10 protein-coding genes and 1 tRNA gene are annotated in these 14975 nt (G+C 38.3%); 4 read left to right on the top strand and 7 right to left on the bottom strand.

Going from position 1 to position 14975, the window contains the following annotated elements:
- Nucleotides 1-40 precede the first annotated feature (40 nt).
- The 5 genes from CBM24_RS14615 to CBM24_RS14590 form a co-directional block, all read right to left on the bottom strand.
- Complete coding sequence (locus CBM24_RS14615; protein WP_075992861.1) at nt 41-901, bottom strand: fumarylacetoacetate hydrolase family protein; 861 nt, start codon at nt 899-901, stop codon at nt 41-43.
- Between the two features lie 58 nt (nt 902-959).
- Nucleotides 960-1892 carry a TIGR01777 family oxidoreductase gene (locus CBM24_RS14610; RefSeq protein ID WP_088161759.1) on the bottom strand — a complete coding sequence of 311 codons (933 nt, stop codon included), beginning with the start codon at nt 1890-1892 and terminating at the stop codon, nt 960-962.
- A 176-nt stretch (nt 1893-2068) separates the two neighbouring features.
- Complete coding sequence (locus CBM24_RS14605; RefSeq protein WP_088161758.1) at nt 2069-2902, bottom strand: DUF3347 domain-containing protein; 834 nt, start codon at nt 2900-2902, stop codon at nt 2069-2071.
- Between the two features lie 598 nt (nt 2903-3500).
- Nucleotides 3501-5879, bottom strand: coding sequence for a hypothetical protein (locus tag CBM24_RS14595; protein WP_088161756.1), 2379 nt, complete (start codon nt 5877-5879; stop codon nt 3501-3503).
- A gap of 47 nt (nt 5880-5926) precedes the next feature.
- Nucleotides 5927-6799 (bottom strand): SH3 domain-containing protein, encoded by an 873-nt coding sequence (locus tag CBM24_RS14590; RefSeq protein ID WP_145326880.1) that lies wholly within the window; start codon nt 6797-6799, stop codon nt 5927-5929.
- Between the two features lie 268 nt (nt 6800-7067).
- On the opposite strand from CBM24_RS14590, the gene CBM24_RS14585 reads away from it, so the two are divergent.
- The 3 genes from CBM24_RS14585 (at nt 7068) to CBM24_RS14575 (ending at nt 10565) form a co-directional block, all read left to right on the top strand.
- Nucleotides 7068-7880, top strand: coding sequence for a helix-turn-helix domain-containing protein (locus CBM24_RS14585; RefSeq protein WP_232475540.1), 813 nt, complete (start codon nt 7068-7070; stop codon nt 7878-7880).
- Between the two features lie 111 nt (nt 7881-7991).
- On the top strand, nt 7992-9776 hold the full coding sequence (locus tag CBM24_RS14580; protein WP_157698464.1) for a DUF885 domain-containing protein: 1785 nt from the start codon (nt 7992-7994) through the stop codon (nt 9774-9776).
- Nucleotides 9777-10211: 435 nt separating this feature from the next.
- Nucleotides 10212-10565 (top strand): hypothetical protein, encoded by a 354-nt coding sequence (locus CBM24_RS14575; protein WP_088161753.1) that lies wholly within the window; start codon nt 10212-10214, stop codon nt 10563-10565.
- A gap of 1169 nt (nt 10566-11734) precedes the next feature.
- Here CBM24_RS14575 and CBM24_RS14570 read toward each other — a convergent pair.
- Nucleotides 11735-11824, bottom strand: a tRNA-Ser gene (locus CBM24_RS14570).
- Nucleotides 11825-11951: 127 nt separating this feature from the next.
- Nucleotides 11952-14069 carry an HD family phosphohydrolase gene (locus CBM24_RS14565; RefSeq protein WP_088161752.1) on the bottom strand — a complete coding sequence of 706 codons (2118 nt, stop codon included), beginning with the start codon at nt 14067-14069 and terminating at the stop codon, nt 11952-11954.
- 148 nt (nt 14070-14217) lie between these two features.
- Here CBM24_RS14565 and rpe point away from each other — a divergent pair, with 148 nt between their 5' ends.
- A complete protein-coding gene (gene rpe, locus CBM24_RS14560) occupies nt 14218-14898 on the top strand; it encodes a ribulose-phosphate 3-epimerase (RefSeq protein ID WP_088161751.1) in 681 nt (226 codons plus the stop codon).
- Nucleotides 14899-14975: the final 77 nt, after the last annotated feature.

Raw genomic sequence — 14975 nt, 5'->3', positions numbered from 1 at the left:
TCAGACCGAAAAAGAATGAAAGAACCCAGATATATGTTTTTTACAACGCTTGATAAGCCGAAATCACTTGTTTTGCAGATCCGAGTCCATCGATGCCATATTCGATGATATCGCCATCTTTCAGGAATCTTTGTGGGGATTTGCCCATGCCAGATCCTGCAGGCGATCCTGTGGAAATGATGTCGCCTGGAAGTAAGCTCATAAAATGGCTTAAATAAGAAATCAATTTGGGCACACGATAGATAAAATCACTTGTATTGCCATCTTGCATAAGCTCACCATTGAGTTTAAGCCATATTTTTAAATTATCGATATCTGTGAATTCATCTTTGGTTGCTATAAATGGGCCAATAGGAGCGAAAGTGTCACATCCTTTACCTTTATCCCAAGTTCCGCCACGCTCGATCTGAAATTCACGCTCTGTAACGTCATTGTGTAACACATAGCCAAACACATGGTCCAAAGCTTCTTCTTCAGTAACGTAAGAAGCTTTTTTCCCAATTACAATGGCAAATTCGGTTTCCCAATCAGATTTTACAGAGAACTTCGGAAGGGTGATTCCATCAAAAGGGCCATTGAATGCAGATACAGATTTCATAAAGACAATAGGCTCGGAAGCTTGTTGCAATTTGGTTTCTTTGACGTGATCATCGAAATTAAGCCCTACACAAAGTATTTTGGACGGAGCTTCCAATGGTGTACCGATACGCTCGTCGTCGGCTATCTCTTTAAGCGTATCGCCTTTTTCATTTATATATGTTTGAAGTCTTTCTAAATTTGCAATATCCGCAAAGAAATCGCGGTTGTATTGAAAATTTCCCTCTGAAACATCATATTTCTTTTCGTTTAAAATGACTCCCGCTTTTTCGGAGCCCTTTGCGCCATATCTAAAAATCTTCATAAGCCGCAAATATACGGATTTTGTCCCAAAAAGGGCAGAAATTAACGCGAATTAACAATTAATCAATATGTAAATTATCTATACAATTATTGTCCAAAAGGGGATATTTAAAAGGGAATTTTTCATTTACTATCTTTTTGTTGCTTACCCAAGTGCCATTGAGCACCATTTCCTGACCTTTTTTTCCAAGCATAAATTTAATCAAAAAAGAGGGGACGGGTAGGGGAATATAGAATGGACCGTATTTATGTTTAGCTATTCTTTTTGCAAACTCCGCGAGGGGAAGCGGTTCGGATGAACAGGCATTATAAATTCCGGCTATGGTATCATTTTGTATGCCAAAGAGCAGCATTCGACAGAGATCATCCATATGGATCCAACTGAGTATCTGTTTTCCAGAGCCTAATACCGGAATTGAACGAAAGGGTAGGAAACGGTTAATTTCTTTGAGTAAACCTTGATCCTTGCTGATAACTACCCCAAAACGGAAGACAATGAGTCTTTTTCCCAATGTTTCGATAGGTTTCACGCTTCCTTCCCAGAGGTTACATACCCAGGAGAGAAAATTTCCACCTTGTGGATCTCCTTCTTCAAAAGGTTTTTTTTGGTACTGATCGTCTGTTCCATACCAACCTATAGCGGAGGCCGATATGACTGCTTTTACTTGATTTGGTATTTGTTTTAGACTTTGATAGAGCAGTTGCCCGCTTTCTACCCTGCTGGCAATAATTTCTTGTTGATATGATTTTGTCCAGCGTTTCGAATTGAGGTTTGCCCCCGCCAGGTTGATGATATAGTCGGCTTCCTGAATTGATTTGACATCAATCTCCTGTTTACTGGGATCCCAATGTACGTAACGGACATTGTTTTGTATGGGATGAGACTTCGGATTTCTGGTAAAAATAATAACTTCATAGAAATTGGCAACCAATAGTTTTGTTAAATGAAGGCCTATAGCTCCAGCACCACCTGTAATAATTACTTTTTCCATGAATTGAACCTTGTTTTATAATATACGCGTGTTATCATTTAAGCGAACCAATTTCTGTTGATAATAAATATACTATTTTGGTTTATAAAAATCGACCATTGCGGCAGCAATTACAAAAAAAGGTTTATCTCGTGGGGAGATAAACCTTTTAAGAGTCGATTAAACGACCTTATTTGTTAAAGCGTTTGAATTGTGCTGCCACATGTTAGCATCTGTGCGCCGTAATATGGATTTTTGATTTCTTTATGACGGCTTAACCAAGTCGCACCTTTGCCTTTGTTGAACATTGGACACTTTTGGTAATAAACAGAAGAAGACGGTTTCGAGTTTTTGGACAAACTATAGATATCTTCTGACAATAGCGCGAAGGCTTCTCGTTGTTTACTGATATCCTTTGCCTGTTGTAGGCTCTTCACTGTCGCTTTGAGTGATGTTGTTTTGGTTTTCCAGACCACCTCTTCCGCTTTCGTTAGATCAGCAGTTTGTATTTTAGCGATTGCATCGGCAAGATCGTTTGCTAGGCCTGCAGCTTGTTTACTATCCGCAGCTACAAGTGCATCTTTAAGCAGAAAGTATTGGTCATAGATCTTTTGAAAATTGCTTGCGTTGCTGATGTCATCTACTGAAGCTACCGGCTCAGTGCTTGCGTCTTGTGGGCTATCTGAAGCTGGAGAAGCTAAATTTCTTTCGTATTGGCAGCAAGCATGTAGTTTAGCATAAGTATCTTCCGCGGCAAGGTATTTTTCATTGTCATAGCCTGCTCCTGCGATACTTTTCAATACAGCATCTAAGGAAGTTTTCTTTGCGTCATAGGCTATTGTTGCTGTTTGGTTGTCTTCGTTCCATTCAACTTTAGCCTGAGCGGAGGCTCCTGCATTTTCTATTGTTTTTTTACACATACCGCAGTTTCCCGCAATTTTAACAGTGGTGTTCACGGTGTTGTTTTGTGCATAGTTTGTTAAGGACGATAGTATTAAAGCCCCTGTTATAATATAATGTTTGATTTTCATATGATTGGATGAAAGAATAAATAAAAATAAGTAATCAAAAATGATTGATAAATGATCAACGTATGGATTAACTTATTTTTGGCGGGACCCAAGGACAAAAATATCCCTCAGAAATAAATGTTGGCGCTATGGGTTTATAATTTTTTTTGATTGCTATACCGCAAAGTTCATGATTTTGTTCAAGGGGATTGGAAATTGCCAAAAATGTACCGCTATACGTGCATTGACAATTGCAATTTTTACATGGTTTGTGATGTTTACAAAAAGCCTTTTTTTGGGAAGATTTAAATTTTGAACAACACTGGTCCTTTTTGTCAGTGATAGCATTACCTTGTGTGTGACTACTGTGTGCATTCATTTTATGGCAGGCAAAAGCGTCGGGTGCGCTTAAAAGGAAACCGAAGGTTAAAAATAGTAGTATAAGTCGCTTAAGTGCCATATCAGCTCAAATATAATTGTTTTGGGTAGAATCTGCTTCCACTTTTAACTTTTTTTGGCATTATGGACTTTTTTATACGCTCCATGTTATTTGAGTTTGGGAGGACCAGATAACATGGAGCGACGTTTGGAATTCTTTTTTCGGAAAGCAAAGAAATACTTAAAACTTAAAACCAGAAAAAAAGCCGGGCTTTTTCCAGGTACGTTTATATTCATCAGCTAAAGGAGAATGATCCGAATAGGCGAGCACTTCATCAAGCAAATTGTGTGCTTTTTTCAGATTCCCTGTTTTATAGTTTGCATATGCCTCTGCTAATTTAACCGATTCGACATCATCGTCGTAGCCCCAATCGCATTGCTGATAAATACCGTTGAAAACATTGACGTATTTATTTACTTCGTTTATATCTCCGTTTTCGGCGAAAAGTTCAATTCCAAATTTTAACCAAAGGACATAATCATTAGGCTCCATGACTGACTGTACCCAACTGTCATACGTTTGGAATATTTCTATACCCGCGCTAAATTCCGTAAGATAGTAATGGCTTTTAACAATGAGATAGAGCGTCTTTGCTTTATCGAAATTATCGATGATAAATTCCCGTTTATTTTTAAGGTATTTCCGCGCAGCGAGGTTCATGGACTTGTAATTGCTCTTTTCATTATATAGCTGCATCAACACATATTGAGGCTGTGCTTCATGTGGGTACCGTTGTGCCATATTTTCGTAATAGGAGACACGTTGCTCAAAATTATCCGGCTCAATTATCTGATAGATAATATGTTCTATCCCATTTTTTGACGCTTCAAAGTCACGATAATGATAATCATCTAAATTGGGATGATCAATATAGAATTTGTAAATAAACTCGAGGAGCTGTTGGGCCCGGGATTGAATATTCGCTGATCGACCTAGTTGGTATTCAACATCGATTTGATGCATAAGCATGCGGTAACAAGGAGGAAATACAACAGACTCCATATCTTCAGCTTCTTCATCTTCTTCGGAGGTAAATTCTTGCTGCTCAAGGGTGGCTTCCAACGAAATCTGATAGGTGTCAAAGTATTGTTGAAGCACCTCCTCCAGACGTACGTAATCTTCCAATGCTGACAAGGTATCGGCTCGGGTGAAATGAAGTTCTTCAAAGTCGGAATAGCTTAATCCTTCGGTGGCGATAGCATAGGAGGTTTCTAGTTCACCGGCTTCTTTATACGCTAATGCTAGATTATTACAATTCATAGCTCTGTTGTGGGAGCCCCCAAAGTAGTCACTTTCATATTTATTCTGTTCAAAATACTCGTTGAAAGCGTCGTAGGCTTGACGATAAAGTTCGAGGACGAGCAATTGTAGTGCAGATTGATCAACTGTGGTTAAGTTGTCCTGAGCGTGAATAAAATCAGATAGCGTGACAGCTTCATTATAACATTCACGGGGAAGGTCATGGAAAGTAGGAACCTGATCGTAAACTGTTCCATTAGCTTTAAAGGTGCATTCAACTAGGCGTCGCCAGGATGTTGCATTCCATTTTCGTTCACCTACCATTGTTAGATGCGGAATAGCCGCGGCATACTGCCCCTCGTCATAGAGATAGGCTGCCGCAAAATGGTAACCGACATAAGAATCAGGATAGGCATCGACCAATTTGAGTGCATGGAGATAATAATAGTCAAGCGGGATTCCGATTTCTTCTGAGTAATTGCGCTCAATGATAAGCTGATAGTAGAAGACCTCAGGGTGCTCATACCCCTCGGCAATCAATTCCTCAAAACGAGTATGCCATTTGACCAACTCCTGATGGATATGCAGGGCTGAGTTTTCCCCTTTGATAAGCTTAAGTAAAATTTGCAGTGCTAGGTCGATTGCTTTATTTTCGTAAGCAATTTCAGCGAGATCCACATAATTCATTTCATTGCTGCTGATGAAATGCTTAAAATCAGCTTCCATTAAAGCTAAAATATTAGACTCATTGATCTGTTTGGTACGGTCAAGCAGGTATATTTTCTTTATCCAAAAGATGGAAAAATTATGATCCAAGGTTTCCCGTTCATCCTTGAATGTTTCTTTAACGAAATCAATGCTCGCCTCCAAAACTGGAAGCATCGCTGTATCGTCCTGGAGCCCTTCGTAGATATTGGTTAAATAGTTGTGCCCATATCCGGACATATTTGGGGAAGCGATTAGTTTTTTTGCGTATTCGATGAATAGACCTTTATTGCCTTCAGTAATATGAAATTTTGGACGACCAATTTGTGCTAATGTCGCTTGATTGTCCAAAACATAATTCAGTATATGATATAGGGTCGTTTCATTATCAGGTTCGATGGCCAATGCTTTTTGAAAATAGGGGATCATTTTTTCCTGAATAACATCGAAAATAGCTTCGTGGCCTTCATAGAATGCCTGATCATGATAGGCGATGGCTAGGTGTGTCCAAAGCGTAACATCTTGATCGTTTTGTCGCAGTTGGTTTTCTCCTTCAATGATAAATAAGTCTAGTTGTCCGCTGTAGAACAAATCATATATATTCTTTTCTTCCATTTATTAATTTTTATATGTATCCAGTATGTTAAAATCTGTGGAAAATACTATTTAGCCGTTGAAAGCTTTTCAAAGCTATTACCGTTCCATAGAAATTCTTCACTTTTTTTTGTGATCTTGAAATTCGGATTTTCTGCATCGTCGTCAATAGCTTCTCCCTCTTCGATGTATTTATAGATAATCTGATTATTTTTTCCGTGTTCGGAAGGGAAAAGAATCTTTTCATCGTAATAGAACACACCAGCATCACTAACAGAATACCTGCTGGGAAGATCTACAAGTCGTTGTCCTGTCCAGGCCACATAGTTGTACTCAGAAGGTATACCACAGGCTTCCCCCAGAAATTCGATGCGTATGATTTGTTTGACATTTTGCAGCCCCATGGCCGGCAGCAATTTACTCTGAGAGAAGGTTTGTTCTGAATAGGCGAAAGGGAAGGTGTGTTCAGCTAGAAAATTTCCTTTTGCGTCGAGAAGTTTTACCACTGTTGAAAAATGATCCTGTTCCTGTTCGTTGATACTTTTGGTAAAACGTTCAAAACCGTAAATATATTGCGAGCCGTCCGAAGCGGTTTGTTTTCCGAGCGCTAATAATCCGAGCCAAATAAATCCACTTTTTTTGATACTGCCTTCGAAATAGCTTATTTGGTGCCAAGGTGCATAAAAATTTTTCAGCGTATTTCCTTTGAAAGGCGCGCTGGTGATCGTAACGACATTTCCTACCGATAAAGAATCTACGATTGCTGCCTTAAGACTAGGTTGAGCACGCACATAAGCTTTTGTGGCAAAAACAGTTGCCGACTGACCCTTTTGTATGTTCCATAGGTTGAAATTATCGTCAAATTTTAAGTTTTCCTGCGCCTTTGAACAAAATGGTCCGATGACAAAGATGATTAAATAGCATCCCATTAGTTTTCTCATTTTTCACTCTCCTTTCCTGCAAAAATAGACGAATTGGTCCATAACCCTTATCACTGGTTTCAGGTATTTTTTGTGGAGTGTCCCGAACGAAGAAATAGCTTGCGAGGAAGTTGTAAAATAAAAAGGCTGGACTTTCGTTCGAGAGAAAGTATGTTGGAATCTTTAGATAAGTGATAGGGCTAGTCGGGTCGATCTTTTTAGCACATGAATTTTAATTATATTTATCATTGCGGAAATATGAAATTACATTTAAAATAGGGGGAAAGCTGTGGAAAATGAAAACAATAAGCTGCTCGTATTAGAAGCTGGTAAGTATATTGGGAACGAAGTTAGCCAAAGTTCTTTTGCTGGTATCATTACTTCTGATATTTATTACGAGGCTGGTATTATCTCTGATTGGCATTGTCATCAGAATCCACATTTTTCACATATTTTGAATGGTGGAAGTGTTGAAATCAGGCAGAATGAGAAAAATCGGCAGCAACAGGGTACTTCTCTATATTACTATCCCGATATTATCCACCAGAATATTGGTTATATAAAAGGGACAAGAATCTTTAATCTTGAATTTACCGAAGATTTTCTAACTAAATATGATTTAAATATACCAGATGAATCCTGTATGTTTTCGAATGGTATTCAATGGGGCACAAGCGGTTTAGTAAAGATAATGGGGGAACATTATTTAGACGACCAACAAAGTTTATTGGCAATGGAGCAACTTTCCGTCCTGCTTTTGACATGTACCACTCCCATTAAGCGTATAGGGCCAGCGTGGATTTTCCGTATCAAAGATTTTTTGTATGATCATTGGGATATTCCATTATCGTTAAGTTATATTTCTGAAGAAATGAATTTGCATCCGGTTACAATCTCTCGATATTTTCCTCAATATTTTGGTTGTACAATTGGAGATTATCTTCGGCGGATTAAAATTGAAAAGGCATTACCCATGATCAGATTAAAGAAGCTATCACTCACAGAAATAGCATTCAATTGTGGCTTTGCTGATCAGGCTCATTTTATTAAAACCTACAAAAGGTTTATGGGGATCACGCCGAGTCAGTATCAACGGATGTAGAAAAAAAAGTTGAGGCTAATTGGGTACAATTTTGTCTAGCGCGTTGATTTTAACTTTGATCATAAGGAAAATGGTCCAGATGGATTATTTATGATTAAAGCTTTAATTCCAATGAAAAAGAAAATTTTAACAACTGTATTGTTGCTCTCCTCTATCTTGTACTCGAGAAAATCTATGGGACAGCATTTAAGTGCTTTACATAGGCTATTTGAAAAATACTATGAAAAAGAGTGCTATTTCAATCCGCTCCAAGCAACAGCGGATGGTATTCATGTCTACGATGACTTGCTTCAGAACGAGGGTTCTTTTGATTTTTTAGTCGCTAAGAAAAATTTCTATCAGTCATGTTTAAACGAATTACAGCAATTCGATAGGCAAAACTTGACAGAGGCAGATCGTATTTCCTATGATGTATTGGATTATACGTTAAAAACGGGTTTAGAGGGGCTCTCTATGCATTTTGAATATATTCCTTTTAATCAGTTTACAGCTTCGGTTCCAACAGACCTTGCACTATTTGGTTCGACCAATGGTCCCCAGCCATTTCATACCATTGAAGATTATACAAATTGGTCTAAAAGGATGATCTCTTTTAAGGCCTGGGCAGATACTGCTATCGCAAATTTCGAGAAAGGGAAGAAAGCGGGAGTTGTTCTACCAAGGTCTCTGGTTGGCCGTATGATTCCACAATTGATCGCGCTCGGCGAAAGAGATACTTTAAAAAGTGTTTTTTACAGGCCATTGCAACAATTTCCGGAAAACTTTTCCCATGAGGAAAGGAAAAAATTGACAATACTATACAACGAAGTTATTCCTAATTATGTCTTGAATTCCTATGCGAAGTTAGCAAGTTATTTACAATACGATTATATGCCTTTTGCATCTTTACAATCGGGCTTGAATAGTCTTCCTGACGGGGATAAAATGTACCAGTACTACATCAAGTTATATACGACCAGCTCTACACTTAGTCCCGACCAGATTTATCAGATCGGGCTTAAAGAGGTGGACCGTATAACCCATGAAATGGAACAAAATATGGTTCTCAATGGCTTTAAAGGCTCTTTAAAAGATTATTTTAGATTTTTGCGCACAGATCAAAGGTTTAGGCCATTTAAAACCCCAGAACAGGTGCTAGACGCCTATCAAAAAATATATAATAAAATTCAGCCTCATTTAAAAGATATGTTTTTAGTGGAGCCCAAAACGAAATTTGTTATAAAACGCGTAGATCCTTACCAAGAGGCGTCACAAGGAGGTCCTTATTATATTAAAGGAAACTTAAAAGAAAAGAGAGCTGGCATTTTTTTCGTTCCGATACCTGACCCGACTAAGATAAATACAGTTTTTTATGGCCTAGAATGCACATTTATACATGAGGCAATACCTGGGCATCACTATCAGATTGCATTACAGCAGGAGTATAGCGAACTTCCTACTTTCCAACAACAAAATGCCCTATATGCTTACATGGAAGGTTGGGCACTGTATTGCGAATCCTTGGGTGAACAATTGGGATGCTATACAGATCCATATCAAAAGATGGGTGCGCTAAATAATAAGATCCACCGTGCGATACGTTTAGTAATTGATGTTGGTATTCATACCGGAAGGCTGACTGAACAACAGGCAATTGTATATATGATGGATCATGAATCAATAAGCGAAAATATCGCAAAGGCAGAAGTTGAAAGATATATGGCTTGGCCAGGACAAGCACTTTCTTATAAAATCGGGGAGCTAAAAATCAAAGAATTGAGAAAAAAATACCAAAACTTACAGGGCGAGAAATTTAGTTTTCAGGCTTTTCATGCCGCAGTGTTAAAATATGGTTGTTTGCCATTGGATGTTCTTGAAAATTTCCTGGATGACTGGAATGCTAAAATTTCCAATTAAAATTTGGAATATTATCTGGTTTGATCTTCTCATTGGTCCACAAACAACATTTTATGACCTTAGGCATGTCGCTGTTATTAGGGATTAAAAGAGCTATTTGGCCAACAAGTATATCAGTGGGAAGAGTGCTGCACTACTAATCTATTTTTTGTGAATAGGGGCCTGTTTTAATGTAATCATTTCTTCTTGGTAGTAGGTGAAATGAAAAATCGTTTATAAAATTCATCTATATGCTTTATCAAATCATTCATTTTGCTGCTTACGTTTTGAGAATCGATAAATTCAATGTTATTTTAATTCGATATTATTTTCTGTTGAGGGAGAATGGATAAATTTTCTCACACATATGGGACAGGTTCCCTAGAATCATATGGATGGCGTTCTGATCATGTCAAAGATGTTGATGGCGTCATTTGTTGCAAATAATTGGATAGGATGAAAAACAAAAATTATGATATAGAGCATTTCGAATATTTTCAGGAATTGAGGGCGACAAAAGAAGAGATTCTATATTTCAAGACTGAGCGGCAGATGTTTAGAAATGAGCCTATCGGACTTGATTTTTTTTCGTTTTTGTTGTTTGAAAGAGGTGGTGGCACGCATACTATCGATGGGGTTGCCTATGAAATAAACGGTAAGCAGTTACACATAGTCTTTCCTGGCCAGCTTCATCACTGGGATATTTGGGCAGGCACGAAATCACATACCGTATTTGTTTCCGGGCGACTTTTTAAGCATTTGAGAATTTCTTTATTTATCCGATTGAATATTGTAAAAAGAATCCTGTGATGAACCTTTCGACTCGGATTTTTCAAGTGATGTTGAGAGAGTTTAGGGGAATTGATCGAGAGCTTGCGTTCAAGCAGGGGATGAAGGAGATTATTTTTTCAAAATTTAGGATTATAGCATTAATGTTCAACCGAGAAGTTTTTGGGAAATTAAAACGTAAGAAAAAAAGGTAAACTTGAACGATCAAGTATTTTTATCCGTGTGTCCACAGCACGATTGAAATCAATATCCCATTGGGTTCCCCAATGAGGCTGGGAAACTAGGATAGGTGAATGTATCAGATCGACGAGATTTGTAATTGCGCTATTGCCGGATTTTATGGTATAGATGATATGTCCGGGGTATGCGCCGCTGTTGATTCTGTATGAACGCAGGAAAATAGTTGGTCGCCCGGTTCAAACAGCTGCAATTTAACCTTAATACCTAGAAGTGTTTTTCGTATTAAATCGATGCTAGATTGAGCAATTTCAGGATTTTCGCTCTTCGAAAAATCAAGACGATCTTATATCCAAATTTCAAATTCGGGTTTGGTCATTTTAATTTAAGATGCAAATTCCTAATAGAAGCAGCAGCTGTTGGTGTATATGTAATTAATTGTAATAATAAGAATGCCGTATCTTACTACTATTTCCAATATAATAAGATCTCCCTGCGCAGTAAGGCAGTCTGCCTTCCAGAAAACAGTTTCATGAACACCATTTTTGATGACTCATAATTGCCTGATTAGGTTGGTAGCTAATCAAGAACAAAAATAAAACGGAAACATTCTAATACCAAGCGGTAGGTAATAACAATATTCAATCAATCTTTAGACAGTGATTAGTCACTGCTTATACAGTCTATACTGAGTGATCACTGAACAAACACTGAACAAGCACTGAACAAGCACTGTAGAAAGAGATAATCTGACCACCACCTGATCTTCGTTTGCTGCTACCCAAAAAGTGTACGAGAGAATAAGCTGCGCTTGTGTAAAAAATAAAAATCGCTGTCGTCATTGAGGGGGACAAACTGCAACGCAACGATGGTGATAATCTGATCAGCAAGCGAAAATAACGCAAGTGGCTTTTACAATGAATTTAATACGAGTGTAGATATACTTTAAGTGCTGCCCCTGCTCCAAAAACAAAAAAAGGCTTTCTGATTTCTCAGAAAGCCTTTTTTTGTCTTGGCGGAAGAGGCGGGATTCGAACCCGCGGTACCGTTTCCAGTACGACAGTTTAGCAAACTGTTCCTTTCGGCCACTCAGGCACCCTTCCTCGTTTTGACATTGCAAACATAAGGCAATTATTTGATTCTGCAAAGTCTAAATATTAAAAAAAATGCAAAAAAAATGTAATGTTGCAATAAGCGTTTGAAATTCAATTTGTTGTTTGACAATTAAAATTACATTGTTTTTTTGCTTAAATCATAATCTACCCGAACATGGTAGATACTTTTGAGCATTGCCTTAAAAATAACTGCAGATTCGGTGATATCTTTTAGCGTAATGTTACTATTATTGAACTGCCCCCGCATCAATTTATGTTCGATAATTTTATCGACAAGGTTATTGATAGATTCTTCAGATGGTTCTTTTAATGCACGGGATGCGGCTTCGACCGAATCCGCCATCATAAGTACAGCTGTTTCCTTGGAAAAAGGAATAGGTCCGGGGTAGGTAAATAAAGACTCGTCAACCAGTTTATCGGGGTTGTTCTTGACAAAAACGTTATAAAAATAGTCAACACGCGTTGTTCCGTGGTGTGTGCGGATAAAATCCAGGATCACGTCAGGCAATTGATGTTTTTTGGCGATATCGACGCCTTTGATGACATGTGATATAATAATCTGCGCACTTTGTTCCGGTGAAAGCTCATCATGCGGGTTTTTTTCTGTCTTCTGATTCTCGATGAAAAACTGGGGATTTGTCAATTTCCCGATGTCGTGGTACAGGGCTCCGGCGCGGACCAACAGCGGATTCCCGCCAATTTTGTAGATAGCGGCTTCCGCTAGATTAGCCACCTGTAAGGAGTGTTGAAATGTTCCCGGAGCTTTAAAAGAGAGCTCCCGCAATAACTTGGAGTTACTATTGGTAAGCTCCATGAGTGTTAGATCAGATACAATACCAAATAACTTTTCGAATGCATAGATCATTGGATAAGCCAACAAGGTAATCATGACACTTACGAAAAAGGGAAGGAGGTCGGACCAGTAAATGGTGTCTATAGATCCATTTCTCGTGACGACCAAGCCAATGTAAGCAATCCAATAGGTACCGAGGATAATAGCAGAGGAAATGAACAGCTGCTCTCGTTTGACCAATGTTTTAATACTATATATCGCAACTATCCCCGCCATAAATTGTAAAAAGACAAACTCAAAACTATTCGGTACAAAAAGACCTGCTAGCAGAACCATCAACAGATGGATATTGAGTGCTACACGCGTATCAAAAAGGATACGAATAATAATGGGGACGGCGCAAAATGGGATGTAATAGAGATTAGGGATTTTGATTTTGATCGCCCAAGATAGGACAGCGAGCATACCAATGATCACAATCATGATAATGACCAGCAACCTATTGTTAAAATAGATGTCCTTACGGAAAAGAAAAAGGAATACCATCAAAATAGACAGGGCAAGCGAGATAATCAGAAATTGCCCAAGGGTCACATAGTTTTGATTTCCGCTGATCTTGCCTTCATCTTCATATACCTTACGAAGCGACTCGAGTTTCTGGTACGTCTCATTGGATATGATTTTCTCCTTTTCAGCGATCAGTTCTCCCTTTTGGACCACACCGCGCGTAGCCGATATGTTTGCAATGGCATTTTGTTCTAAAGCTTCTGTTTGTTGATCGTTGTAGATGTAGTTAATGGTAATGTAATTTTTTAAAGTTTCCTCCAGCCAGCTCTTTTGCTTTATCTTGGTCAATTTGGGCATAATTTCATCCATATAACCATAAGAGCTTTCGATGGTGTAACAGTCGGCCGTGTTTTTTTGGCTGGCAACTTTGTCCTGGATCAGTGTAAAGTTGTAATGCTTGGAAGCTGGAGATTTGTCATTGCTGCGGTTCTGAAACCGATTGTTCAATGACAGAATGCCTTTGCCATAGAGATGGCTTAAGATGGCATTACCGGCATTTCTATAATCTACTATATTTTCATGCGTTGTATCCAATTTGCTGCTTTGCCACTTTTCGGCAAGATCCGTGTTGAACTGATCAATTTGCTCTTTGCTTGTTGTCGTATTGGCATTATAAATCGGTTGAATCGTGTTTAAGATACTTTTCTTGTCCGCATTCAATTCCTCCTGCGTTTTTAATATGGCAAAATTATAGGGTGATATCAGATTCTCATGATTCCATACTTTTCCCTTTTGGAATTCATAGCGAAAACGAGGCTGTTTGGGAAGGAATATACAGATCAGAATAATGGTGATAAGTATTAATCCAATTTTTCGGACGAGGTTCTCCGTTGTATTTAATTCTCTTCTGTATTTTATTTTTAGTCTTCCCACGGTGAGCTGTATTTTATTGTCATGTTAATATACAAATGTAATTATAATTATTTTCTGCAGCTTCAGCCAATTGTCGTTTAGAGGTATTAAATCGGGTAAACGCTGTGATGAACCAAAAATACTTGTTATCTTTGCAAAAAAATACAACATGTCAACAAAATCACATATAATTGCACCATCCGTTCTTGCTGCAGACTTTGCAAAATTATACGATGATATCATCATGGTAAACAACAGTGAGGCAGATTGGTTTCATATTGATATTATGGATGGTGTTTTCGTTCCAAATATCTCTTTTGGATTTCCAGTTATGCAGGCTATTGCAAAACATGCTGCTAAACCTTTGGATGTACATTTGATGATTGTTGATCCAGACCGTTATCTGCAGGTATGTAAAGACTCGGGTGCAGCAATCATTACCGTGCATTACGAGGCCTGTACACATTTGCATCGTACACTGGCTGCTATTAAAGAATTGGGCTGTAAAGCAGGCGTTGCATTGAATCCACATACGCCAGTAGCACTTTTAAAAGATGTTCTTGCGGATCTGGACTTGGTTTGTATCATGTCGGTTAACCCAGGTTTCGGCGGTCAGAAATTTATTCCAAATACCTATGCCAAGGTACAGGAACTAAGGGTCATGGCACAGGGAGTGAATGATGGTCTGATGATTGAAATCGATGGGGGAGTAACGACTGCGAATGCAGCACAGTTATTGAAAGCCGGAGCAGATGTGCTGGTGGCAGGTTCATTTGTATTCAACGCGACAGATCCTCTGGAAACCGTGAAAGCATTAAAAGACATTGATATAACTGTAGAAAGTATATAAAACGAAAAGGTGATTTAATAATTTAAATCACCTTTTTTTTGAAAGAAATAAATACAATATAGCGGATTTCAAAAAAA

The sequence above is a fragment of the Sphingobacterium sp. G1-14 genome, assembly GCF_002196555.1.
In the GTDB taxonomy this organism is placed as follows: Bacteria; Bacteroidota; Bacteroidia; order Sphingobacteriales; family Sphingobacteriaceae; genus Sphingobacterium; species Sphingobacterium siyangense.
The sequence above is the reverse complement of the archived record's forward strand: the minus strand, read 5'-3'. Positions and strand labels throughout refer to the sequence as shown.